This is a genomic window from Bradyrhizobium sp. USDA 336 (assembly GCF_044908355.1).
GTDB lineage: Bacteria > Pseudomonadota > Alphaproteobacteria > Rhizobiales > Xanthobacteraceae > Bradyrhizobium > Bradyrhizobium yuanmingense.
The window spans coordinates 1,876,972-1,900,626 of sequence record NZ_JBIYDC010000002.1; the positions used below are offsets into that span (position 1 = coordinate 1,876,972).

A 23,655-nucleotide genomic window follows, 5' to 3' on the forward strand; every position below is an offset into this window, starting at 1 on the left:
GCTCACACAAGCAGAGACAAGTAGGCTAGGAAGGCCGACCAATATCACCCGCGTCATCGCTTGCATGCCCATGCTCGCTTAACCGAGATGTCTCCGAATCCCCTAGATCATAAGGCCAGCTTGGCAGAAGTCTGGAAAAATAACGACCCGCCAGCGTAAACCAGCGGGCCCTCGTGCTTACCGCCTGAGCCCGGGGCGGTGCGTCATCAGCCGCGGCCGGTCGCGCCTCCTGTGCAACCTGCGGTCGCCGCGAGGCAAGCCGCCGGCATCGCTCATTTATTTTTTTCGAAACAGCCAGCGGCTACCCTGTTGGCGATTGAGTAGCAATCAGGAGGATTGGGCTTGGTGACCACGTGCTGGGGCGTCTCAACTCGTGGGCTCGACCACCCCCAAAGCACAGCAAGCAGGGCCAGACCCCCGAGTATCGCGAGTGCAACCATTTCAGGCGTGACGAGAGCGGGGCGCCGACAGAGCCCCTGGGGTGCAATCTGCTTCAACGAACACAACTCTGAACTGTAATAATCTGAACTGTAATAAAAATATCATATGTTAATTCCGGTTCCATTGCAAGTGGCGGTTGTTCCACGCGGAGATGCCCGAAAACGAACGGCCCGCCAGCGTGAACCGGCGGGCTCTGCTCAATGGCGCTTCATTGGTCGCGCTCGCCAGGATGCGGTTGATCTCGGCGGTCACGATCAGCTGGTGCTCAGGCGTGAGCTGGGCATACCTCGCCATAAGGGCTCGCTCAGCCCTCTGGTGCCCTCGGCGTTCGTCGATCATCCTCTTGAGCCCTTTAGATCGCCGTCGAGCATCCAGTCGAAGTTGATCCCGTGCTTCCGGCAGTAGTCGCAAAGCTCGGCGCTGGGCGCGGGACCGACCTTCGGAGCTCGCTCCAGTCCCCATTCGATCGCGAGCCACAACAGGCGCCGGTTGATGTTCTGCGCTCACGACGCACCGTCTGCGTCGAGCCGGCCCAGAGGCGTCCTTAGACGTAGCCGGCGACGCTTGGCGGCGTTGCGACGCCGCGTGATGCCCGCGCGGGTGATGGGCTTCTCCTTTGCTTGGCCATGCCTCAGCCCTCCATCGACCGGCCGCAATGATCGCAGCGCTCAACCTCTTGGCCGCTGCCGTGAGTTGACCAACCCGGGCGGCCCAGTTCTCTTGGTCGCGTGTCAACTGCCCGCGGATCTTCCTGAGCTTCGTTTGTGCCTTGTCGATGTCTATTGTTACGGAGGTGGACGGCCATGGACCTATTCTCATCTCTTTCACGGTGGAGAGAGCGGTTCGATTCCGCTAGGGAGCGCCAGAGGCGCAAAGCCGCCGTGGCAGCATGAACCTCCTCGCCCCTCGTCTCCGACCAATGTCAGGTCGAAACGGTCGAGGCCCATGCCGCAGCACAATGACGACATCACAGACGCATCCCCGATGCCGGCGCTTCCCACATGGCTGCGCCACCCGCACCAGCACGCGCCGGACCGGCTTGCCAAGATGCTCGATCACATGGCCCGAGTCCGATCGCTTCCGGACCGCCAAGCGACGTTGACGACGCCCGCCGCCCGAGCGGTCAGGCAAAGCCGGCGCGGAGATTCTCGGCGACGCCATCGGCCACATCGTCCTGTTCGGTGTCATCGCCCTGCTCTTCCAATCGCGCGTTCCGCTCTACCTCGGTGCCTTTCTCTTCCTGACCGATGGCGAGCGAATCGAAAGCGCGCTCGGCCACATCGGCATCCGCTTCGAGCCAGGGACAATCGGCCCAGACATCATCAAGGGCTTTGTATTCTGGTTCGGATGGTTCGCGCTGCTCGCCTCCGTCAGAGCCTCGGTCCCCGCCTGGCTCGCACCATGGCTGCCCCCGGCCGACTCCTGGTCCTTGCTCGCCGGCATCGCTGTCGCGCTCACCCTCGCCGAATCCGTCGCAGTCCAGGTGATGCGTCGCTCCGCCCCATGGTTCGGCTTTGAACTCGCTCCGGGCGGGTGGATCTGGATGGCGGTCAAGCTTACGGCGGCGATCGGCGCACTGGCTTTGCTCTTGGCGTTCTTCGGATCGCGGTAGGCCCATGCGATCGCTGGCAGTTGCCAAGGACCTTATGCCGCGAATTCCGGGACATCATCGCCCAGCGTCGTTTACCGAAAATTCACCCCAGCTCTTGGGCAGCGGTATCACTTGCTTAGAATTTGTTCGCTACCGTGGAACTACGGCAATCACCCGAACCCCCGGTCAGCGCTCATGTCCGTCGCAGACTTCCTGAGGCAGCGAGCAGTAGATGTTACGGTCAGCGGCAGCTACTCGCTGCCGCGCTGGTATGATTGCGAGGGCAAGCTCCGCAGCTTCGCCTGCCGGACCAAGCGCGTCTCGCCGTTCCGGATGATCGTGGATGTGCCCGTGGTCGGCAAGGTCGGCGAGCGCTTGACCTCCTACTTCGAGGATTTCGGCGAATTCCAGGGCACCATCAGCGCGACGCTGAAGGCGGGCTTCCTGATGGAGCTCGAGATGACGCGGGCGCGGCGCGCCTGGATGTCGGAAAAGCTGACCTGGCTCGAGAAGAAGCAGAAGGATGCCAGCGTTCGGGAGCTGCGGCTTGACGCGCGTTTCGTTCCGCAGGTCTCGCACACCGTGCTGACCCTCGCGGACGGCAGCAGTCACCCATGCTTCATCATCGACGTCTCGACGGCCGGCGTCGCGGTGTCCTCCGAGTATGATCCGGTGGTCGGAACCCCGCTTGCGGTCGGCGCCTGTGTCGGGCGGGTGATCCGCAAGTTCGAGCACGGCTTTGCGGTCAAATTCGCCGAAAAGCTGGACCGGGACGACCTCGTCCGCCTGATCGTCCGCGCGCCCTTGCTGAAGTCGGCCTGAATTCGCCGCCCTATAGCGGCCCCAATGCCGGATCAGCTTTTGCAGGTCTGAGCCTCGGGCCGGACGTCATTTTGCAGACTTGCAATCGGGGGACCGAATGGCAGTCGACAAGATCACCTGGGACAGGGTCGGCCGGGTCACCGAGCCCGGACGCTACATGTACACGTTCGGCTGGCTCACCATCACCGCCGGCGATCTGGAGATCTGGAAGCGATACCCGCAGGCCGCGTTCACGCTGCTGGCACAGAGTTCCGAGTCAAACGAGTTCGCCGGCGAGGAATTCCATCTCGGCGCCTTCGACGTCGCACCCGACGCGCCGCCCGCGATCACCACGCACTGAGCTCGGAAGGCGCTGGCGCTGCATCCAGGCGAGGGCCTCGCGCCCGCGGGCCGATGGGCCGGGTAAGCCAGGAATCGAGGAATCCCGCGCATTTCCTTGAACTGGCTTGCAAATCACAATCCCCAGCGTGCCGGGCAATCGTTGCCCTGACTGGCGAGCTTCTGCCATCATGCGATTGATTGCGCTCGCATTCTACTCCCCACAATGAGCCCGGATGAACGGCAGCTGTCGCACGCCTTCAGGAAGCCGACAGCCGGCGCATGACACATGGTCGCATCGGTGAGCGTAGATAAGCGGATCAAGGGAACCTATTTTCGGCGCCAATGTACCTGATCGAAGCGCTCCCCACCGTCATTGGAACTGCCGCTATCGCCCCGGCGCTGCTGTTGCTCTGGCTCGTCATCGCTGCCGAGGAACGCCCCGGGCCGCCGGCCCAGGTCTGGACCGCATTCCTGTTAGGCGCGGCCAGCATTTCTCTGCTGGGTCTCGCCCGCGCCCCCTTCGCCAAGATGGTCGCCGCCCCCGACGATCCCTGGGCGGCGCTGGCCATGCATTCGATCTTCGGCGTCGCGCTGCCCGAGGAGGCAGTCAAGGTGCTCGCCATCGTGCTGGTCTCCTCGACCAAGCGGCGCACCTTTGCCAATCCGATGGACACAGTGGTCTACGGCGCCGCGGTCGGCCTCGGCTTCGCCGCCTACGAGAATCTCGCCTACCTGGTCCATCACGCCGACATGTGGCGCTCGCTCGCCGCGCTGCGCAGCGTCCTGACCGTGCCGTTCCACGGCGCGCTCGGCATCATCGCCGGCGCCTACCTGACCATCGCGCGCGCCGGCACGGCGCTTGGCGCAAACCGCCACCATCGCGATTGGGCCCGTCTCTCCAGCCGGCTCTTGATCTTCGGCGGCCCGCTTGCGCTCCATACGGCCTTCGACTTCCCGCTGCTGACGCTCCAGCGCATGCCCGATCTCGATCCGACACTCCGCATGTGGTTGGGCGCTGCGAGCCTGTTGATCGGCTTCGGCTCGATTGCCTTCGCCATCCGCCTGGTGCGGCGCGTCGCGCGCCACCACGCGCCGCGAACCGATGTCGCGCGCGAGCGGCTCAGCCAGCTGCGCCGGATGTGGGCGCTGCTGCTCGCCGGCGGCGGCATCGGCTTCGTCGGGCTCGCCTTCGTCCTGACCTCGATTCATCACTGGCTGATCAACCCCGAGCGCAACCTGACGCTGGCGCTGATTCCGATCGGTTTCGTCTCGATCCTGCTCGGCCTAGCGCTTCTGATTGTCACATCGGCGATCTACATTCTCGGCCGCAACCGCATTCGCACCAACGCAGAAGGCTTTTCGTCGGCGCCCGGCGGCACTTGATCCAACGCATGGCGAACGCGCGACAGGCCCACTAGATTGGGACGCAATCCTCTCGTTCCGGAGCCAGACGATGACATCGCCCGAGGAATTTGTCCGCCTCCAATCCGAGATGAACCAGGCGGTCAAGGCACATTGGAAGGCTTTTCTGTTCGAAGGGATCCTGCTTGCCGTCCTCGGCATTGCTGCGCTCATCCTGCCGCCGCTCGCCAGTCTTGCGACTGCGATCTTCCTCGGCTGGATGTTCCTGATCGGCGGCATCGGCGGACTGATCGCGACCTATTGGGCGCGCAGCACGCCGGGCTTCTGGTGGTCGCTGATTTCGGCTGCGCTGGCCGTGCTCACCGGCCTGCTGCTGCTGGCCCGGCCGATGCAGGCCGTGCTGACGCTGACTATCGTGCTCGGCGCCTATTTCCTCGCCGAGGGCGTCGCCACTATCATGTACGCGCTGGAGCACCGCCGTGAGCTCAGCGGCCGCTGGTCATGGCTGCTGATCTCGGGCCTCGTCGACATCGCGATCTCGTTCATGGTGATCACGGGGCTGCCGAGCTCGGCGGAGTGGGCCATTGGCGTCCTCGTCGGTATCAACCTGCTCTTCGGCGGCGCCACCCTGATCGGAATGGCGCTGGCGGCACGCAAAGGCAACAGTTGAGGCGCCTCGTCGCTCCACATTCTGATTGGGGGGTGACAAGGCGTCAGCGGCACGCTATATGGCCTTTCCATGATCACCGTCGCCACCAGCTATTTTTGGTATTTTAGCTACGACAGCTCGCTGGCGGCGGGAGGATCGCGCTCAATCTGAAACATTGCAGCAAACGTCCGAACAGCCGCCAGACCTGGCGGCTTTTTTATTGGCCGGCAGGTTCTAAAACAGACAGGAGCCCGCCGTGCTGAGCACGACCGACGATCTTCGTATCCGCGAACTGAAAGAACTGAGCACGCCGGAAGAGGTGATGCGGGAGGTCCCGCGCACGCTCACTGCGACGCGTGTGGTGATGGCCGCGCGCAACGCCATCCATGCCATCCTGAGCAATCAGGACGACCGCCTTCTGGTCGTCGTCGGCCCCTGCTCGGTGCATGATCCCAAGGCGGCGCTCGACTATGCCGAGCGGCTCGCAAAGCTTCGCGAGGATCTCGCCGATCAGCTCGAGATCGTGATGCGGGTCTATTTCGAGAAGCCGCGCACCACGGTTGGCTGGAAGGGCCTGATCAACGATCCCGACCTCGACGGCAGCTTCGACATCAACAAGGGGCTGCGGCTCGCGCGCAACGTGCTCGCGGCGGTGAACAATCTCGGCCTGCCCGCCGGCACCGAGTTCCTCGACATGACCACGCCGCAATACATCGCCGACCTCGTCTCCTGGGCCGCGATCGGCGCGCGCACGACCGAGAGCCAGATCCATCGCGAGCTGGCTTCGGGCCTGTCCTGCCCGGTCGGCTTCAAGAACGGCACCGACGGCAATGTGCGGATCGCGGCCGACGCGGTGAAATCAGCCTCGCATCCCCATCATTTCATGGCCGTCACAAAGCTCGGACGCTCGGCGATCGCCTCGACCGCCGGCAACGAGGACTGCCACATCATCCTGCGCGGCGGAGCTGAGCCGAACTACGACGCGGCAAGCGTTGCGGCGGCCTGCAACGAATTGACCAAATCCGGCGTTGCCCCGCTGGTGATGGTCGATGCCAGCCATGCCAATTCGAGCAAGAAGCCGGAGAACCAGCCGCTGGTGATGGCCGACATCGCCCGCCAGATCTCTGGCGGCGAGAGCCGCATCATGGGCGTGATGATCGAGAGCAACCTCGTCGCCGGCCGCCAGGATGTCGTGCCGGGCAAGCCGCTCACTTACGGGCAGAGCATCACGGACGGCTGCATCGACTGGGCAACGACGGCGAAGACGCTCGAGCAGCTCGCCGACGCGGTCGAGATTCGCCGCAATATCCAGCGCGCCGGACTGCACGAGAGGTCAGCCTGACGGATCACGAGTTTAGGATGCCTCGTTCCTCACCTCTCCCCGACGGGGAGAGGTGTAAAGCCTCAGCAGCCGCGGCAGATGCTCTTGATCTTCTTGTCGAGCGCCTGGTTTTCCTTGCTGAGCGGATCGTTCGCATCGCTCAGATTCTTCTCGCTAGGCACATCGCTGGCACGCGGCTGGCGATGACCGACCGGCGCCGGCAACACCGATCCGGACGATGCGCCGCTTGAGGTCGACCCCTTGGAGCCGCCGGTCTGCGCAACAGCCGCGCCGCCAAGCAAGACCACGAGCGATACTGCCAGCATGATCTTCGTCATGTCCATTTCTCCATTCTCAAATCAGCGTCCAAGCCCAGCACTCAAGTCAGCGTCGATGCCATCGCCACTCATGCTTCGGGCGGATAGAGATGAACGTCGCCGCAATAGTCGACGATACGATAGCGCGTTTCTGATTCCGCTTCACTTGTCTCGTTTGCGGTATTTTTCACCGCCGACACGTAATTCGGACCCACCGGCGACTTGCCGGCACCGCCGGGAATGTCGATGACATAGTCCGGCTGACACAAACCCGACACCCGCCCGCGCAACTGCCGCATCAAGGCCTGCCCCTCTGCCAACGTCGTGCGCAGATGCGCCGTTCCCGGGGCGAGATCGCCGTGGTGCAGATAATAGGGCTTGATCCGGCATTCGACGAAAGCTCGCATCAAATCCGAGAGAGCGGCGATGTCGTCATTGACGCCGCGCAAAAGCACGGACTGGCTCACCAGGGGAATTCCAGCATCGACGAGCCGCGCGCAGGCATCGCGCGCGGCCCCCGTCAGTTCGCGCGCGTGATTGGCGTGTACCGCGACCCAGGTGGCCGCGCCCGCAACCTTCAGGGCTGCAACCATCTCCGCGCTGACGCGCGCGGGTTCGGCCACCGGGACACGGGTGTGGAGACGGATGATCTTGACGTGATCGATGGCCGCAAGGTCGGCCATGATCTCGCTCATCCGCCGGGGCGACAGCATCAGGGGATCGCCGCCGGTCAGGATCACTTCCCAGATCTCGTCATGCGACCGGATGTAGTCGATCGCGGCACTATAGGCGCTCTCCGACAGCGCGTTCTCCTTGCCGGGCCCGACCATCTCGCGGCGGAAGCAGAAGCGGCAATAGACCGCGCAGACGTGCACGAGCTTGAACAGCACGCGGTCGGGATAGCGGTGCACGATTCCCGCCACCGGCGAATGCGGGTGATCGCCGATCGGATCGGCATTCTCGCCCGGCTGCGCCTCGAGCTCGGCTGAAACAGGAACGAACTGCCGCGCGATGGGATCGTCGGGATCCGTCGCATCGATCAGCCCGACCAGATCCGGCGTGATCGCCACGGCATAGCGCGCAGCGACGCGTTCGAGCGCCGGCAGCGCCGATGCGGGCGCCAGGCCCTCGGCTACCAGCTCGGCAGGTTCGCGCAGAGTGCGTGCAAGGTTCGTCTTTGTCATCTCTCATCCGCAGGCGGTGTCCACACCACCTGATCAATTCGTGTGGCGCTGCTCGCCAGCATCACCAGCCGGTCGAAGCCGAGCGCGACACCGCTCGCCTCCGGCATTGCGGCGACCGCCGCCAGAAAATCCTCGTCGAGCGGATAGGCTTCGCCATAGCGGCGCTGCTTCTCCGTCATGGATTCCGTGAAGCGTTTGCGCTGCTCCTCGGCATCGGTCAGCTCTCCAAAGCCGTTGGCGAGCTCGACGCCGCAGGCATAGACCTCGAAACGTTCGGCGACCCTCGGATCGTCCGCCTTTACCCGCGCCAGCGCCGCCTCTGGAGATGGGTATTCGAACAGGATGGTCAAACGCCCCTGCCCCAGCTGTGGCTCGACGTGCTCGACCAGAACCTTGCTGAAGATGTCGGACCAGGTGTCGTCCTCGGCGACGCGGACCTTCCCGGCTGCCGCCGCGGCAAGCGCCGCACGGTTACCCTCGCCGCCCGAGATTGTCGACAGCAGGTCGACGCCGGCGAACTGCGCGAAGGCGCCCGCGACCGTCAGGAGCTCCGGCTCGGCGAAGGGATCGGCGGTCCGGCCGCGGAAGGAGAAGGTTCCGATCCCGGTCGCCTGCGCCGCCCGGGCGATCACGACGACGCAATCGGCCATGATGGCATCATAGGGCGCTCCCGACCGGTACCATTCCAGCATGGTGAACTCGGGCAGATGCAGGTCGCCGCGCTCGCGGTCCCGGAACACCCGTGCGAACTCGAAAATCCGCGTCTCGCCCGCCGCCAGCAGCTTCTTGCAGGCGAATTCGGGGGAGGTGCGCAGGTATCGGCTGGCCCGGCTGCCATCGGGCCGCATGATCTCGGTCCTGGGGGCGTGCAGATGGGTCTCGTTGCCCGGAGAGACCTGGATAATGGAGGTTTCGACCTCCACAAACCCCTGTTCGGCGAAAAACCCCCGCAAAGCTCCGGTCACGGCGCCCCTTGCCTGGAGGAACGGCCGTCGGTCGAGGTGGCGCGCGGGCGACCAAAACGGCGACATCGGCTTGTCCCCAGCCATCAACCCACCGCCCCGGCCGGCAGCAAAATGCTGGCATCCAACGGCAAAATCAGTATGTTGCGGCCCGAAACGGGTGCCGAGGTCCGATTTGAGGCCCCAAGTCCCCCAGCAATTCGACCACGTCCTGGCTGGTGCCGGGCCAAGCAAGCAGGAAATACAGCTTTGAGAGTCATCGCCAGTTCTATTCGCAAGGGCAACGTGATCGAGCAAGACGGCAAGCTCTATGTCGTCGTGAGCGCCGAGAACATCCATCCGGGCAAGGGAACCCCGGTCAGCCAGATCGAAATGCGCCGAATCTCGGACGGGGTAAAGATCTCGGAACGCTACAAGACCACCGACCAGGTCGAAAAGGCCACCATCGAAGAGCGCAACTACACCTTCCTTTACGAAGATGGCGATGGCTACCACTTCATGAACCCCGAGACCTACGACCAGGTTCAGGTTTCCAAGGACGTCGTCGGCGACGCGGCCGCGTATCTCCAGCCGGACATGACCGTCAAACTGTCGATGCATGACACCAATCCGGTGTCGATCGCACTGCCGCAGCGCGTGACGCTGGAAGTGGTGGAGACCGAGCCGGTGACCAAGGGCCAGACCGCCTCCTCCTCCTACAAGCCGGCGGTGCTGTCCAACGGCGTGCGCACCACCGTGCCGCCGCACATCTCGGTCGGCACGCGCATTGTGGTGATGACCGAAGACGGTTCCTACTCCGAGCGTGCCAAGGACTAAGCGAGCCATCGAGGATCGGAACAGGTACCGCCGGGGGCGAAGCAGTGGGCAGGAACAGTCTCCGCTTCGTCTCGCTTCTCCTGGCGTGGCCGTCGCTTCTCGTTGCCGCACCGATCGCTGCGGATGAATTCCGCAGCCCCTCGCTGACGGCCCTGCGCATCGAGTGGCGCGCGGCGCTCGACCAGCTTCGCAGCGAGATCAACAGCCGTCCGCAAATTGCGGGCGACTTCATCTTCGCACCGCGCCGTTCGGTGCCGCGCTACGATCCGCGCGCGATGCCGGCACTGGTGCAGCTCAACGCGGTCTCCTCGCGCTTCTTCACCGGCATTACCCGAAGTCCCGTCCCCGTGCTGCTGCCGTTCGACGCCGCCGCATATCTCGATGCGCAGCGCAGCGGCGCGCCGGCGACGCTCGCGCTAGCGCGCTACCAAGCCGACTTCAATCCCGTCGACATGTTCGATGCCGGTCCTGCCGGCTACAGCGCGACCTTCTCGATCGAGCCCGGCGCCGGTGACGGCATGCCGAGCCGGGTGTACGCAAAGCCTGTCGAGGTGCAGATCACGGGCTCGGCGCTGCTCTACGACATCGCCGATCCGGCCGGGGGCAAGGGCGAGCCAGTCAAGCCGCTCGCCGCAACCTACCCGGATCTACGCAGGTTCATCCGGGAAGGCTATGTGCGCTACGCCTTCACCCGCTTCGGCGCCGCCTATGTGGTCTCAATCCAGTGCCTCGACAGTGTCGCGAGGCCACGGCGGCTCGCCTGCAAGGAGGCCTATCCAGTCGCCGAGCGTTTCCTCAAGGCGCTGCGCGTCGCAGGCGGCCAGCGCATGCGGCCCCTGGCGGACGTTGCCTCCAACATTATCGATCGCCCCGCGGTGCGTTCACCGGATTTCAGCTACCGGCCGAGCGGCGACATCATTCCGAACACCGGCTACCGCAAGCAGGGCGGTCATCCCGACGCCATGGCCTACGCCCAGATCCGCTTTCCCTTGGAGAAGGCGCCCGCCTTCGTGCGCTCCCAATCCTTCGGCAAGCGCGACAAGAGCGAAGGCCCGACCGCCTATCCCTGGCGCGACAATTTCTGCGAGTCGCGCAGTTTCGAGGTGTGGCAATGCGGCGGAGGTTACGGCCACCAGGGCGAGGACATCCGCGCCGCCGACTGCCCTTCGCCCGGTGAAGGCCGCGAGCCCTGCGATCCCAAGCGGCGCGGCGTCGTCGCCGTGCGTGACGCAATCGTCATCCGTGGAGCCAAGGACCAGGCCGCAACGCTTCAGGTCAATAGCCGCACCGAGCACATTCGTTTCCGCTACATGCACATGAATCCGCATGCGATGAACGCCGATGGCGTGCTCAACGGCCGCATCGTCACCGAAGGCGAGAAGATCGGCGTGATCTCGAACTACCTCGACCGTCCCGCCGGCACCTCGATGCACCTGCATTTCGACGTCCAGGTGTTCACCCGCGATGGCTGGATCTGGGTCAGCCCCTACGTGACGCTGGTCTCGGCCTATGAACGGCTGATCCGCGCGCGCGGCCGCGAGATCGGCCCGGAGATCGCGGTCACGGCGCAGCCGGTGGCCCATGCGCTGCCGGAAGACGTGCTCAAGCCTGACCTGCGCGAGGGAGCGGGCGGCGAGGAGAACTGACAGCGTACTGGTTCGTTGCTGGAGCGGGCAGGACGCATCTGGTCGCGCACTCCCCCCGCTCGAACGAAGAAGGATGGGTTGATGAGTGTTGGACTGATCGGTCTTCTCGACGATATCGCGGGGATCGCAAAGGTGGCTGCAGCCTCGCTCGACGATGTCGCTAGCCAGGCAGCCAAGGCAGGCACAAAGGCGGCTGGCGTGGTCATCGACGATGCGGCGGTCACGCCGAACTACGTCATCGGTTTCGCTTCGAAACGCGAGCTGCCGATCGTCGGCAAGATCGCGGTCGGATCGCTACGCAACAAACTGCTGATCTTGCTGCCGATTGCCCTGCTGCTCGGCTATTTCCTTCCCGCTGCGGTCACGCCGCTGCTGATGCTGGGCGGCGCCTTTCTCTGCTATGAGGGCGCCGAAAAGGTGCTCGAAGCCGTGATGCCGCATCATGCGCACCAGCACGAAGCTCAGCTCGAGCCGATTGCGTTGAATGCCCAGTCGGTCGAGGACGAGAAGGTCGCTGGCGCCATCAAGACGGATTTCATCCTGTCGGCGGAGATCATGGCGATCACGCTGGCGGCCCTCCCGGCGGGCAGCATCTGGACACAGGCGCTGGTGCTGGCGTTGGTCGGCCTCTTTATCACCGTGGGGGTCTATGGCGTGGTCGCCCTGATCGTGAAGGCGGACGATGCCGGCATGGCCCTCGCGCGCTACGACGGGGCCTCACTCGCCGGCGGGGCGATCCGATTGCTTGGACGCGCGCTCGTCCGCGGCATGCCCGTTTTCCTGGCGGTGCTGAGCACGATCGGCACCGCCGCCATGATCTGGGTCGGCGGTGGCATCATCCTGCACGGCATCGAGAAGTACGGCCCACCCGCGATCGGCCACACGGTCCATGCCATAACCGAGGCTGCCGCACATCTCCTTCCATCCGTTGCCGGCATCGTCGAATGGTCGGTCGAGGCAGCCATCTCGGGTGCGCTTGGACTGCTCGTCGGCGCAGTCGCCATTCCGGTCGTCCAATACGGACTCGCGCCGGCCTGGAAGCGGTTGAGGCGATCGCGATCGGCCTGAGCACAGCCATTGCGGATGACGCGCGCAGCCTATTCCAGGAACGTCGTCAGCTGCGCGCCCTCATCCGCCACGAACACCGCGATCAGTTCCGCCGGCTCGGTCATGCTGGCATTGGCCGAGACCAGATGCGTCGAGCCCGGCGGTTCGAAAAAGGACTGGCCGACGCCAAACGTCTCGACCGGGCCGCCGCCGAGCTGCGAGCGGATCTCGCCCTTGGTGATGTAGGCGGTGACGGAGCCGGAGTGACGATGCGGGCGCGAAAACCCGCCCGGACCGTAGGACACGCGCACGATGGTAACGCGTTTGCCGGGCACGTTCGGAAGCGCGTAGGAGCCGATCGGCTCAACCTTGTCGAGCGGCGAGCCTTCCGCCGCCGTCGCGCAGAGCGGCGCGAGGGCGCTGGACACGCTGTCGATCGTCACCGGCAGAGCTTTGCCGATTGCCAGCGCGCAGACTAATCCTGCGATGACGGCGAACGCTGTCGAACGTGACGGCAACGGGTACTGCACGGCTGAAAGGCTCATGGCTGTCATCGTGATCTTCCCCTCTCCCCGTCAGGACGAAGCTGCAACGGCGGCCGCCGGCCGCTTTGCAGGCGTCCAGCGAAACGCCGCGCCAAAACGGTTCCAGACGTTGATCGAGGCGACCGCCGAGGTCAGGTACGTCAGTTCAGTCTCGGAGAATTCGCCGGACGCTTCCGCGTAGACCTCCTCGCTGACGCCGTCCGGCAGACAGGTCAGCGCCTCGGCCCAGGCGAGCGCAGCCCGCTCGCGCGGCGAAAAGATCGGCGCCTCGCGCCAGACCGCGAGCAGATGGAGCTTGTCGAGGGGAACGCCGATCCGCTCCGACAGCAGGACGTGGTGTTGCACGCAGAACGCGCAGCCGTTGATCTGCGAGGCGCGCAGCTTGACCAGCTCGAGCAGCTGCTTGTCGAGGCCGGCCTTGGCCGCAAGCTGGCCCAGCGCCAGCACCAGATCAAACGCATCGGGCGCGATCCGCTTGAAATCCTCGTATTCGCTGCGGGCGTGTGCCATTGCCATTCACCTCGGCTTATTATAAGAGCTCGGATACATTATAAGGGCTCTTATATGTCGCGCAAGACGAATGTCATGACATTGCAATCGGGCCGCAAGGCCGTTGCAGCCGGCGCGGTGCATGTCCCGGCACCGGGCGAAGGCAAGCGCGGCGAGCAAGGCTATCTCGGCTATCTGCTGCGCCAGGCCCACGCCGCGGTTCGCCTGACGATGGAGCGCACGCTCGCCGATCTCGGCGTGACCTCGCCGCAATTCGCGGTGCTGACGATGCTGAACGCCTATCCGGGCTTGTCGGGGGCCGATGTCGCCCGCCTCACCTTCCTGACGCCCCAGACCGTCGGCGTCATCATCCGCAATCTCGAACGCGACGGCGCGATTGCGATGACGCCTCATCCCGTTCACGGCCGCATCCAGCAATGGACGCTGACGCCGCGAGGCGCGACTCTTTTGAAGACGTGCCGGCAGCGTGTGCTCGAATTGGAGAAGCGGCTCGCTCGCAATTTGGATGCAAAGGCGGAAACCACGATCCGGCGGTGGCTTGCCGGAATCGCGGCTGACCTTCAGGAGAACTAGGCGACCGGCATTCGCCTGCTGACGCGGCTGCTACCCGCCTTTCAAGGCGTTCTTGACTGCGCCGTCCGGCCAGCTCTCGTCGGCTGCGATCACCCGCACGCGGGTCTGGTCGGCGGGATTGACCAGCACGTGCGAATTCACCCGCTCACCGCTCGGCTCCAGACGCAGATCGGTTTCGGGCTTCCAGCTCAGCGTCGTCGCGAGGTCGCCGGGAAAGATCTTCCATTGCGATCCGTCGTCGAGTTCGACGATATGGCTTTCGGCATGCGTGCGTATCTTCATTCCACCCCGATGCTTCGATAAACAGGAAGGACGGCCCAACCACGGCCGGCTCTTCTCCTCGTCCTGGCGTGGAGGGAATGCGGGAGTGCGGCACTTGTTCCGGTGGGAACGACCGACGGGGTCGGGCCGAGTTGACGCACGCGGCCGTTTCGGAACCGACTCACGCGTGCCATGTTTCCGGCTAGAATGTGCCCATGAAGCACACTGATTCCTCGCCCCGTCACACACGCCGCGCCCTGCTCCAATCGACGCTCGGTGCAGCCGCTTTGCTCGCGCTTCCCACCCGCGCTCTCGCCGCGCCTCCCGGCTTCGACGAATGGCGCGAGAGCTTTCGTGCGCGCGCGATGGCAAAAGGTATTTCCGCCGCGACATGGCAGCGCGCGATGGGACGGGTCGAACCGGACATGGGCGTGTTTGCGCAGATGCGCAACCAGCCCGAATTCCGCGAGCAGGTTTGGCAGTACATCAACCGCCGCGTCTCGGACTGGCGCATCATCAACGGCAAGATCGCGCTGAAGAACAACGAGGCGCTGTTCGTCCGCATCGAGCGCGATTTCGGGGTCGAGCGCGGCACGCTGTTGGCGCTATGGGGCGTCGAGTCCGCCTATGGCGATCCGCTGGTGCAGCAGAACCACATGCGGCCGGTGTTTCCATCGCTCGCCGCGCTCGCCTGGAACGAGCCGCGCCGCAAGGCCTATTGGGAGACCGAGCTGATCAATGCATTGCGCATCGTCGACAAGGGCTGGTCCACGCCTGAGGACATGCGGGGATCATGGGCCGGCGCGATGGGCCATTCGCAATGGATGCCGGAGGTCTGGCTCAATGTCGGCATCGACTATGACGGCGACGGCAAGGTCTCTCCGTTCGGCAAGCCCGACGACGCGCTGGGCTCGACCGCAAAATATCTCGTCAATCGCGGCAAGTGGCACCGCGGCGAGCATTGGGGCTACGAGGTGCGCGCGCCCGCCAACATGAGCGGCAGCCGGACCTATGCGGCCTGGCAGGCGGCCGGCGTGACGCGTGCCGACGGCCAACCATTTCCGCAAGCCTCCGCATCCGCGCAGATGTGGACGCCGGTTGCGGGCGGGCCGACTTTCCTGCTCGGACCGAACTTCTACTCGGTGAAGAGCTACAACCCCTCCATGAACTACGCGCTTGCGATCTGCCATCTCGGGGATCGCTGCCTGGGAGCTCCGCCCTTCATCCAGCCCTTCCCGGGCTCCGAGCGTGCGTTGACGCTCGCCGAAGTGCAGGAGATGCAGACGCGCCTGACCAAGGCCGGCTTCGACACCGGCGGCTCCGACGGCCGCGTCGGCAACGACACCATGAAGGCGGTCAAGGACTTTCAGCAGAAGGTCGGGATCGTGCCCGCCGATGGCTACGGCGGGCTCAAAGTGCTGGCCAAGCTGCGGCAAACCAACTAGCACGGCTGGGAGCGTCGGCGCTGGCGCCTCCGCCGCAGCTGCAGCCGACCCTTAGGCCGCGTTTCGCTGTTTTGTCAGCTTCAGCAGCTCGTCGACGAGGTCATCCACGGCACGCTCGGCCGCGGCAATCGACGCCTGCAACCGATCGTCGGCGAATTCGTCGTACTCGACTGCGATGCTGTGGAAGGCCGTGATCCCGATGAAAGCAAACACGTCCCGGACGGCTCCTTCGACATGATTGACGGTGGCCATACGCCCGCCCGGATCGTACCCGTAGTCTCCGCGCGAGCCGAGCATGACAAGACGCTTGTCCATGCCCGCAAGCAGCGCCGAATATGGATCGTCCGGGCGTGATCGGTCGAAGCCGAACGTGCGTCCGACCCGAACGACGTTGTCTATGTATGCCTTGAACTGCGCTGGCACACCGAAGTTGTACATTGGCACGCCCGCGACGATCAGATCAGCTGAGATCAACTCGTCGACCAGCGCATCGCTTTCCGCCAAAGCCTCGCTCATCCATGGCTCGCGCCGATCGGGCTTCGCGAAGGCCGCTTTGACCCAGCCGTCCGTCACCGGGCTCGGTGCGAAGCGACCGAGGTCGCGGCTGACGACGCGATCCCCCGGCCGCGACCGTAGCCATCGTTGGACGAAACGCTGAGTCAGACGCCTGGTGTGCGAACCACGCGGATTTGCATCTGAAGGCTCCAACCGCGCGCTTGAATCGATCTGTAGCAGTTGCATTGCAGAACTCCTCTCATCTGTTTGACCAATAGATCGGTTCAGGCCCGTCGTTGACAAACGAAAGTTGCTCAGCTTATGGATGAACTGCATTCATCCTCGAGTTCGCGATGAGAAGGCTTCCTCCGCTGGCGGGATTGCGTGCATTTGAAGCGGCGGCACGTCACCTCAGCTTCAAGCGCGCCGCCGACGAGCTTCACGTCACGCCGACCGCGATCAGCCATCAGGTGCGACAGCTGGAGCAGACGGTCGGGGTCAGGCTGTTCGAGCGCCGGACGCGACAGGTTCTGCTCACCGCGGAAGGTCAGGTCCTGCTTCCAGTCCTGCGCGACGGCTTTGATGCGTTTGCGCGTGTTCTGGAGGGATTGAGCCGGAAGCGGCGCCGGGCGGTGGTCACACTTTCGGCGACGCCGGCTTTCACAGCCAAATGGCTGGTGCCGCGTCTTGCTGGGCTCCGAAAGAGCAGAGCCGACATTGATCTCACATTGCTTGCGAGCTTGGAGGTGGCCGATCTCAATTCGACCGCGGACCTCGCACTTCGCTACGGTTCTGGTCCTTATCCCGATCTGATTGCCGAGCCGCTCACGGTCGATCGTTTCGCGCCGGTGGTCAGTCCGCGCTTGGGCATCCGAAGACCGAGCGACCTGCGCTCAGCAACACTGCTACATTTCGACTGGCACCGTCGTGATGCCCGAAATCCGACCTGGCGGCGCTGGCTCAAGACGGCCGGCATTAACGACGTTGATGCGCGCGCCGGCGTGCGTTTCAGCGATGAAACCCATGCCATCCAGGCAACCGTCGCGGGTGCTGGTATCGCTTTGCACAGTCTTGTGCTCGTCGCCGACGAACTTTCGCAGGGAACGTTGATCGCACCATTCGGGCCGGAGCTGGAAGGCTCTTCGCTGCACTTGGTCCGCAGCCGCGACCGGCCGCTCACCGAGCCGGTCGAGGCTGTACGACACTGGCTGAAGTCAGAGTTCAACGCGGCCCGCTGATACGCAGCGCAGCTCGCGCGCCGCGGAATGACATCGTGGTCAGTGCCGATATTGCGGCTCCTCCGCATCGAGCTGCCGCCGGATCGCGGCGAGATGCAGCCGGGCGGACTCGGAATCGCCCTCGCGCATCTGCCTGTAGGTCTCCGCCGCAATGGCGGGATCCACCGGCAGCACTTTCCGCCCCGTCGACATCGCCAGCACCTGCACCTCGGCGGCGCGCTCGAGATAATACAAATCGTCCCAGGCCTCCGCGATGGTCGGCGCCAGCACCATCACGCCGTGATGCTTCATGAAGACGATGTCGGCATCGCCGACGGCGGACGCGATGCGGGCACCTTCGCGGCTGTCGAGCGCGAGGCCGTTGTAATCGCGGTCGACCGCGGTGCGGCCGTAGAATTTCAGCGCGGTCTGGCCGGCCCAGATCAGGGGCTCGCCCTCGGTCATCGACAGCGCCGTCGCATAGGGCATGTGGGTGTGGAACGCGACCTTGGCGCGCGGCAGGCGTTTGTGCATCTCGGCATGGATGTAGAACGCGGTCGCCTCGGGCACGCCCTCGCCGTCGAGGACATTTCCGTGGAAGTCGCAGATCAGGAGCTTCGAGGCGGTCAGCTCGCGGAAGGCGTAGCCGTACGGGTTGACGAGGAACAGGTCGTCATGACCCGGCACGACGGCCGAGAAGTGGTTGCAGATGCCTTCCTCGAAGCCGTTGCGCGCCGCCATGCGGAAGCAGGCGGCGAGATCTTCGCGCGCGGTGCGGATCGCGTCGGTGGCGAGATCGGGCCGGTTCGAACGATGCGGCGCGGGCGAGGACGCGTGAAGGCTGTGCGCCATGGCGAGTAAAACCTCTGTCGGTTGGCAGTTGCTCATCTTGTACAGGGGCAACGCCTGCGCGTCAGCCCCTGTGGCAGCCACCCTGCCCTGCGCAGCTCAAGCGCGCCGCGGCACGCCGCCGGCGTTCATGCCGCCGTCGATGACGAGCTCGCTGCCGGTGACGTAGCGCGAGGCATCGGAAGCGAGATACAGCACGCCCGAAGCGATCTCCGCGGCGTGGCCGGCGCGGCCAAGCGGCGTGACGACGCGGGCGCGCTCCTCCGGATCGATCGGAGCGTTCTGGCCGGCGCCGGCCGCCCCCGTCGGGATCTTGCCCCAGATCGGGGTGTCGATGATGCCGGGGTGAACCGAGTTGACCCGGATGCCATCGCCCGCAGCCGCGCATTCCATCGCGATCGACTTGGCGAACAGCCGCACGCCGCCCTTCGTCGCCGAATAGGCCGACAATCCGGGCGAGCCGCGCAGGCCCGCCAGCGAGGACATCATGATGATCGAGCCGCCGCCGGTCCTGCGCATCAAAGGCAGGCAATGCTTGACCGAGAGGAACACGCCATCGAGGTTGATCGCGTTCTGCTTGCGCCAGTCGGCGAGCGTCATGTCGACGATCGACGGCACGGAAATGCCGATACCCGCATTGGAGACGAGCACGTCGAGCCGGCCGAAGCGCTTTGCGATCTCGGCGACGATCTCGATCCAGCGCTCTTCGCTGGTGACATCCTGCTCCAGGAAGATCGCCTTGCCGCCCACGTTTGTTACGCGCCTAGCGAGCTCCGGGCCGCGCAGCTCGTCGATATCGGTGACGACGACACTCGCGCCCTCGCGCGCGAACAGCTCGACGATGGCCTCGCCTATGCCGGAGGCGCCACCCGTCACCAGCGCGACCTTGCCCTCAACCTGCCCTGCCATGCTCACTCCCTTTTCTTGTCGTTCGAGGCCGTTATTTTTTGCGCATGATCTTTGTCGGAAAACCGCTTCGCACTTTTCCGGATCATGCGTCATCTAATCACGGATGGCCCCTGGTCCGGTAGCGCGACGTCGACGACACGGAATTGCACACGCTCGGCGCCCTGGTAGCGATCGACCGAGAGCGAGCCCGCAACGTGCATCGGCTGGCCGCGATTGGCGAGCAGCGCATTGCCGAGCTTCTGGCCGACCGAACGGAACGCGATGCCGTTGACGATGGCGCCGTCGCCCGCCTTGAAGCGCAGGCGCAGATGCGCCTGCCCGACCTCGTCGGCAAACACGAGCTGGTGCGACGGCAGCGCCAGCACCGGCTCCGGATTGCCGCTGCCGAAGGGACCGGCGCGGTTGAGCGTCGTCGCCAGCTCCGGCGTCACCGCACGGGCGGTGACCGCGCCGTCAATATAGAGCTCGTTGACGTGGCGCGCCTCGGCGACGTCGCGCGCCAGCGCCGTCTCGATATAGGCGCGGAATTCGGCGAGCTTCTCCTTGCGCAGCGTCACGCCCGCGGCCATGGCGTGGCCGCCGCCCTTGAGCAGAATGCCGTCGGCGACCGCCTGCCGCACCGCCTTGCCGAGATCGACGCCGGCGATCGAGCGGCCCGAGCCGGTGCCGATCCCCCCCGGCTCCAGCGCAATGGCAAAGGCCGGCCGCGAAAACTTCTCCTTCAGGCGGGAGGCAACGAGGCCGACCACGCCGGGATGCCAGCCTTCCGAGGCCGTGACGATCACGGCGAGCTTGTCCTCCAGCCCGATCGAGGCCAGCGCTTCGGCTTCGGCCTGGGCTTCCGCCGCCTGCTCGATGACGCGACGTTCGCTGTTGAGACGGTCGAGCTCGGCCGCGATCCGCGCCGCCTCGACGCTGTCGCCTTCGAGCAGCAGCCGCACGCCGAGATCGGCGCGGCCGATACGGCCGCCGGCATTGACGCGCGGGCCCAGCATGAAGCCGAGATGCCAGGCCTCCGGCGGGCCGTTGAGCCGCGCCACGTCCATCAGCGCCGTGTGGCCGACATGGTCGCGCCGACGCATCGCGATCAGCCCCTTGGCGACGAAAGCGCGGTTGAGGCCGATCAGCGGCGCGACGTCGGCGACGGTGCCGAGCGCGACGTGATGCAGCATGCCCAGGAGATCGGGCTCCGGCATTTCGCTGGTCCAGAAGCCACGCTGCCGCAGCTCGCGATTGACCGCGACCAGCGTCACCAGCACGAGGCCGACAGCGGCGAGATGACCGAGGCCGGAGAGATCGTCGAGCCGGTTCGGATTGACCAGCGCATCCACCACCGGCAGCTCCGTGCCAGCCTGGTGATGGTCGATCACGACCACGGACATGCCGAGGCGCTTGGCCTCGGCGAGTGGCTCGATGCTGGTGGTGCCGCAATCGACGGTCACGAGCAGCGTGGCGCCCTTGCCCGCGAGCGCGCGCACCGCTTCCGTGTTGGGGCCGTAGCCCTCGAAAATCCGGTCGGGAATGTGGATCAGCGGATCGAGCCCGCAATGGCGCAGATGCCAGGCCAGCAGCGCCGCCGAGGTCGCGCCATCAACGTCGTAGTCTCCGAAGATCGCGACCTTCTCGCCCCTGGTCGCGGCATCCGCGATGCGTTTGGCGGCGGCCTCCATTTCCGTCACCGTGAACGGGTCCGGCAGCAGCTTTCGGATGGTCGGATCGAGGAAGTCGGCGACGGCATCGATGTCGACACCGCGGCCGGCCAGCACCCGCGCCAGCAGTTCCGGCAATTGGTGCCGCTGCACGATGGCGAGCGCCTGGGCTGCCCCGCGCGCATCGAGCCGGTCGCGCCACAGCTTGTCGGTGAGCGAGCGCGCCACGCCCAGGAAGGCCTGGGGCGCTTCGACGGGGAGCGCGGATGCGGGAGGCGTCATGACGAGGGCTATCGATTGGGAACTCGGGTCCGGGCGACACGCTCGGGGCCGCGACTGGCTTGAAAGGATTGGCTGGGAAACCCCGGCGATTTGCAACGGCCGGGACGCACAAAGCGGTGGATGGCCAGCAGGCAGGCCGGAGTGACTATCATTTAGGCATCCCGCCGAACAGCAAATTAAGCAGGCGTTAGGCGGAATCCTCGAAAAAGAATCGTATTCGATCTGTAAGTCGTTGTTCCCCGTTCATTGCAGATCAGACCTCATTGCCAAGGGAAGTTCCCGATGTCTGCTGCGCTGGGTCTGAAAGCCAAGCCGATCGCCACCGAACCCGCGGACGATGATTCCGACGTCTCCGCGCTGATCAACCGTCTCACCGCCGAGGTCAACCAGATCGCGGTCGACAAGACCAAGTCGATCCAGCAGATCACCAACCAGATGAAGATGCTGGCGCTGAACGCGCTGATCGAGAGCTCCCGCGCCGGCGCGCAAGGCGCGGGCTTTGCGGTGGTGGCACAGGAGGTGCGCGGCGTCGGCCAGCAGGTCGAAACCATCGCCCGCGAGCTCGAGACCCAATTGACGAAACGCACCGGCGATCTCGTCGCCTCGATCGACCGCATGAGCCAGCGCTCCCGCGGCGAGCGGATGGTCGACCTGTCGCTCAACGCGATCGAGCTGATCGACCGCAATCTCTACGAACGCACCTGCGACGTGCGCTGGTGGGCCACCGATTCCGCCGTGGTCGATTGCGCAGCCTCGTCCAATGCTGCGGCCGTCTCCCATGCCTCGCAGCGCCTCGGCGTGATCCTCGGGGCCTACACCGTCTATCTCGATCTCTGGCTCTGCGACCTCGACGGCAACGTCATCGCCAACGGCCGCGCCGACCGCTTCCGCGTCGTCGGCCAGAACGTCGCCCACACCAAGTGGTTTCGTGACGCGCGGTCCTTGCGCTCGGGGGACGACTATGTCGCCGGCGACGTCGAGAACCAGCCGCTGCTCGGCAATGCGCAGGTCGCGACCTATTGCGCCAGCGTCCGCGCCGGCGGCCAGGCCCATGGCGCGCCGATCGGGGTTCTCGCCATCCATTTCGACTGGGAGCCGCAGGCCCGCGCCATCGTGCAGGGCGTGCGCGTCGGCGACAGCGACAAGGCGCGCGTATTGCTGGTCGATTCGAATTTCCGCGTGATCGCGGCGTCCGACGGCCAGGGCATCCTCAGCGAGCGCATCTCGCTGTCGCTGAACGGCCAGCGCTCGGGCTTCTATCAGGAACGCACGGGCACGCTGGTCGCGTTCCACGCCACCCCGGGCTACGAGACCTATCGAGGGCTCGGCTGGTACGGCGTGATCGTCTGCGGGTCGTGAGGCGAGCAGCGGCCGCCTCCCGGAATCGGAGGCCGTCGCCCGTCCCATCCAAAACTGCGAAACAACCCCATGCACAGTAGCCTGGGGATTGTTTTCATTAGCATTTTCAAGGGCCACGCCGCTTGCGGCGACCAAACATTTTGACACGTCGGGCAAAACGCTGGCAGCATTTTCCGGCAAGGTAAGCCCGCTACAGGCAAGAGCCTGCGCCATGGATCGGCTAGAGTCACTTCGCACCACATTCTCGATGTGAGAGGCGGGAGTTTCGATCGGCTTCGATCATCTCGCGCTCGGCAACCGCAAGGAGGCAAGCCATGAAGATCGTCGTGATCGGCGGGACCGGATTGATCGGATCAAGACTGGTGGCGAAGCTCAAGCAGCAAGGCCACGAAGCGGTGGCGGCCTCGCCGAGATCCGGCGTGAACGCCGTGACAGGGGAAGGCCTTGCCGCAGCGCTCTCGGGCGCGGATGTGGTCGTTGACGTCGCCAACGCACCGTCCTGGGAGCCGGCAGCGGTGCTCGCATTCTTCCAGCAATCGAGCGAGAATCTCGTCGCGGCAGAAACCGCAGCAGGCGTGAAGCATCACGTGGCGCTCTCGATCGTCGGCACCGACCGCTCGCCCGACAACGCCTATTTCCGTGCCAAGCTGGCGCAGGAAACCGTCATCAAGTCCGCCTCGGTGCCCTACTCGATCGTGCGCGCCACCCAGTTCTTCGAATTCCTCGCGGCCATTGCTGACACAAGCGCAATCGAGGGGAAGATCGTCGTTCCCACGGCTCAATTTCAGCCGATCGCGGCCGACGACGTCGTCGATCGCCTCGCGGAGGTCGCAAGCGGCCGGCCGCTCAACGGCACGATCGATATCGCCGGCCCCGAGAAGGCCCCCTTCAATGAATTCATCGCGAGCCGCCTGAAGGCGTCCGGCGACCCACGCCCCGTGATCGGAGATCGGACGGCGCTGTACTACGGCACTCCCATCGACGACACGTCGTTGAACCCACTCGGCGAAGCACGGCTCGGGGCGACGCCGCTCGCAAAATGGCTCGCGAGCCGCTGAGGCACCGGCGGGCACGCTAGATCA

26 protein-coding genes are annotated in these 23,655 nt (G+C 65.1%); 14 read left to right on the forward strand and 12 right to left on the reverse strand.

Annotated elements, in window-relative coordinates:
* Positions 1-549 precede the first annotated feature (549 nt).
* Together ABIA45_RS09735 and ABIA45_RS09740 are read right to left on the reverse strand one after the other, a co-directional pair.
* Complete coding sequence (locus ABIA45_RS09735; RefSeq protein WP_275499062.1) at positions 550-780, reverse strand: hypothetical protein; 231 nt, start codon at positions 778-780, stop codon at positions 550-552.
* 784 nt (positions 781-1,564) lie between these two features.
* Positions 1,565-1,720 carry a hypothetical protein gene (locus ABIA45_RS09740; RefSeq protein WP_404651846.1) on the reverse strand — a complete coding sequence of 52 codons (156 nt, stop codon included), beginning with the start codon at positions 1,718-1,720 and terminating at the stop codon, positions 1,565-1,567.
* A gap of 150 nt (positions 1,721-1,870) precedes the next feature.
* On the opposite strand from ABIA45_RS09740, the gene ABIA45_RS09745 reads away from it, so the two are divergent.
* The 6 genes from ABIA45_RS09745 (at position 1,871) to ABIA45_RS09770 (ending at position 6,528) form a co-directional block, all read left to right on the forward strand.
* A complete protein-coding gene (locus ABIA45_RS09745; RefSeq protein ID WP_404651848.1) occupies positions 1,871-2,053 on the forward strand; it encodes a hypothetical protein in 183 nt (60 codons plus the stop codon).
* 174 nt (positions 2,054-2,227) lie between these two features.
* Complete coding sequence (locus ABIA45_RS09750) at positions 2,228-2,854, forward strand: PilZ domain-containing protein (RefSeq protein WP_157285844.1); 627 nt, start codon at positions 2,228-2,230, stop codon at positions 2,852-2,854.
* A gap of 97 nt (positions 2,855-2,951) precedes the next feature.
* Positions 2,952-3,194 (forward strand): hypothetical protein, encoded by a 243-nt coding sequence (locus ABIA45_RS09755; RefSeq protein ID WP_198399898.1) that lies wholly within the window; start codon positions 2,952-2,954, stop codon positions 3,192-3,194.
* Between the two features lie 323 nt (positions 3,195-3,517).
* Positions 3,518-4,558, forward strand: a complete 1,041-nt coding sequence (locus ABIA45_RS09760; RefSeq protein WP_404651850.1) for a PrsW family glutamic-type intramembrane protease — start codon at positions 3,518-3,520, stop codon at positions 4,556-4,558.
* 70 nt (positions 4,559-4,628) lie between these two features.
* A complete protein-coding gene (locus ABIA45_RS09765) occupies positions 4,629-5,207 on the forward strand; it encodes an HdeD family acid-resistance protein (RefSeq protein WP_275509755.1) in 579 nt (192 codons plus the stop codon).
* 235 nt (positions 5,208-5,442) lie between these two features.
* Positions 5,443-6,528 carry a 3-deoxy-7-phosphoheptulonate synthase gene (locus ABIA45_RS09770; RefSeq protein ID WP_271546593.1) on the forward strand — a complete coding sequence of 362 codons (1,086 nt, stop codon included), beginning with the start codon at positions 5,443-5,445 and terminating at the stop codon, positions 6,526-6,528.
* Between the two features lie 62 nt (positions 6,529-6,590).
* Here the strand turns inward: ABIA45_RS09770 and ABIA45_RS09775 are convergent, their stop codons facing one another.
* From ABIA45_RS09775 to epmA, 3 genes are all read right to left on the reverse strand, one after another.
* Positions 6,591-6,845, reverse strand: coding sequence for a hypothetical protein (locus ABIA45_RS09775; protein ID WP_157285847.1), 255 nt, complete (start codon positions 6,843-6,845; stop codon positions 6,591-6,593).
* Between the two features lie 68 nt (positions 6,846-6,913).
* Positions 6,914-8,008, reverse strand: a complete 1,095-nt coding sequence (locus tag ABIA45_RS09780; protein WP_404651853.1) for a lysine-2,3-aminomutase-like protein — start codon at positions 8,006-8,008, stop codon at positions 6,914-6,916.
* Complete coding sequence (gene epmA, locus ABIA45_RS09785; protein ID WP_404651855.1) at positions 8,005-9,057, reverse strand: EF-P lysine aminoacylase EpmA; 1,053 nt, start codon at positions 9,055-9,057, stop codon at positions 8,005-8,007. Before epmA ends, ABIA45_RS09780 begins: the two co-directional genes overlap by 4 nt.
* A 162-nt stretch (positions 9,058-9,219) precedes the next feature.
* On the opposite strand from epmA, the gene efp reads away from it, so the two are divergent.
* The 3 genes from efp to ABIA45_RS09800 all read left to right on the forward strand — a co-directional run bounded on the left by efp (position 9,220) and on the right by ABIA45_RS09800 (position 12,500).
* Entirely contained in the window at positions 9,220-9,786 is a 567-nt protein-coding gene (gene efp, locus ABIA45_RS09790) for an elongation factor P (RefSeq protein ID WP_028136595.1), read from the forward strand.
* A gap of 44 nt (positions 9,787-9,830) precedes the next feature.
* The gene (locus ABIA45_RS09795) at positions 9,831-11,432 is read left to right on the forward strand and encodes a M23 family peptidase (RefSeq protein WP_404651857.1); all 1,602 of its coding nucleotides are present in this window, start codon (positions 9,831-9,833) and stop codon (positions 11,430-11,432) included.
* 81 nt (positions 11,433-11,513) lie between these two features.
* The gene (locus tag ABIA45_RS09800; protein ID WP_404651859.1) at positions 11,514-12,500 is read left to right on the forward strand and encodes a DUF808 domain-containing protein; all 987 of its coding nucleotides are present in this window, start codon (positions 11,514-11,516) and stop codon (positions 12,498-12,500) included.
* Between the two features lie 29 nt (positions 12,501-12,529).
* On the opposite strand, the gene ABIA45_RS09805 is transcribed toward ABIA45_RS09800, so the two are convergent.
* Positions 12,530-13,033 carry a cupin domain-containing protein gene (locus ABIA45_RS09805; protein ID WP_225141852.1) on the reverse strand — a complete coding sequence of 168 codons (504 nt, stop codon included), beginning with the start codon at positions 13,031-13,033 and terminating at the stop codon, positions 12,530-12,532.
* A gap of 21 nt (positions 13,034-13,054) precedes the next feature.
* Positions 13,055-13,534 carry a carboxymuconolactone decarboxylase family protein gene (locus tag ABIA45_RS09810; RefSeq protein ID WP_157285852.1) on the reverse strand — a complete coding sequence of 160 codons (480 nt, stop codon included), beginning with the start codon at positions 13,532-13,534 and terminating at the stop codon, positions 13,055-13,057.
* A gap of 54 nt (positions 13,535-13,588) precedes the next feature.
* On the opposite strand from ABIA45_RS09810, the gene ABIA45_RS09815 reads away from it, so the two are divergent.
* On the forward strand, positions 13,589-14,107 hold the full coding sequence (locus ABIA45_RS09815) for a MarR family winged helix-turn-helix transcriptional regulator (protein ID WP_404651860.1): 519 nt from the start codon (positions 13,589-13,591) through the stop codon (positions 14,105-14,107).
* 30 nt (positions 14,108-14,137) lie between these two features.
* On the opposite strand, the gene ABIA45_RS09820 is transcribed toward ABIA45_RS09815, so the two are convergent.
* Entirely contained in the window at positions 14,138-14,389 is a 252-nt protein-coding gene (locus ABIA45_RS09820; protein WP_035999836.1) for a hypothetical protein, read from the reverse strand.
* Positions 14,390-14,583: 194 nt separating this feature from the next.
* On the opposite strand from ABIA45_RS09820, the gene ABIA45_RS09825 reads away from it, so the two are divergent.
* The gene (locus ABIA45_RS09825; RefSeq protein WP_404651862.1) at positions 14,584-15,813 is read left to right on the forward strand and encodes a lytic murein transglycosylase; all 1,230 of its coding nucleotides are present in this window, start codon (positions 14,584-14,586) and stop codon (positions 15,811-15,813) included.
* Between the two features lie 51 nt (positions 15,814-15,864).
* Here the strand turns inward: ABIA45_RS09825 and ABIA45_RS09830 are convergent, their stop codons facing one another.
* Positions 15,865-16,554: an FMN-dependent NADH-azoreductase gene (locus ABIA45_RS09830; protein WP_404651863.1), complete on the reverse strand. Its 690-nt coding sequence runs from the start codon at positions 16,552-16,554 to the stop codon at positions 15,865-15,867.
* Positions 16,555-16,661: 107 nt separating this feature from the next.
* On the opposite strand from ABIA45_RS09830, the gene ABIA45_RS09835 reads away from it, so the two are divergent.
* The gene (locus ABIA45_RS09835) at positions 16,662-17,546 is read left to right on the forward strand and encodes a LysR substrate-binding domain-containing protein (protein WP_404541279.1); all 885 of its coding nucleotides are present in this window, start codon (positions 16,662-16,664) and stop codon (positions 17,544-17,546) included.
* Between the two features lie 39 nt (positions 17,547-17,585).
* On the opposite strand, the gene ABIA45_RS09840 is transcribed toward ABIA45_RS09835, so the two are convergent.
* The 3 genes from ABIA45_RS09840 to recJ all read right to left on the reverse strand — a co-directional run bounded on the left by ABIA45_RS09840 (position 17,586) and on the right by recJ (position 21,214).
* The gene (locus tag ABIA45_RS09840) at positions 17,586-18,377 is read right to left on the reverse strand and encodes an aldolase (RefSeq protein ID WP_404651864.1); all 792 of its coding nucleotides are present in this window, start codon (positions 18,375-18,377) and stop codon (positions 17,586-17,588) included.
* 96 nt (positions 18,378-18,473) lie between these two features.
* Entirely contained in the window at positions 18,474-19,283 is an 810-nt protein-coding gene (locus tag ABIA45_RS09845; protein ID WP_271546613.1) for an SDR family NAD(P)-dependent oxidoreductase, read from the reverse strand.
* An 89-nt stretch (positions 19,284-19,372) separates the two neighbouring features.
* Complete coding sequence (recJ, locus tag ABIA45_RS09850) at positions 19,373-21,214, reverse strand: single-stranded-DNA-specific exonuclease RecJ (RefSeq protein ID WP_404651866.1); 1,842 nt, start codon at positions 21,212-21,214, stop codon at positions 19,373-19,375.
* 282 nt (positions 21,215-21,496) lie between these two features.
* On the opposite strand from recJ, the gene ABIA45_RS09855 reads away from it, so the two are divergent.
* On the forward strand, positions 21,497-22,573 hold the full coding sequence (locus ABIA45_RS09855; protein WP_404651868.1) for a methyl-accepting chemotaxis protein: 1,077 nt from the start codon (positions 21,497-21,499) through the stop codon (positions 22,571-22,573).
* Positions 22,574-22,887: 314 nt separating this feature from the next.
* Complete coding sequence (locus ABIA45_RS09860) at positions 22,888-23,631, forward strand: SDR family oxidoreductase (RefSeq protein WP_404651870.1); 744 nt, start codon at positions 22,888-22,890, stop codon at positions 23,629-23,631.
* The last annotated feature ends 24 nt before the right edge of the window (positions 23,632-23,655 follow it).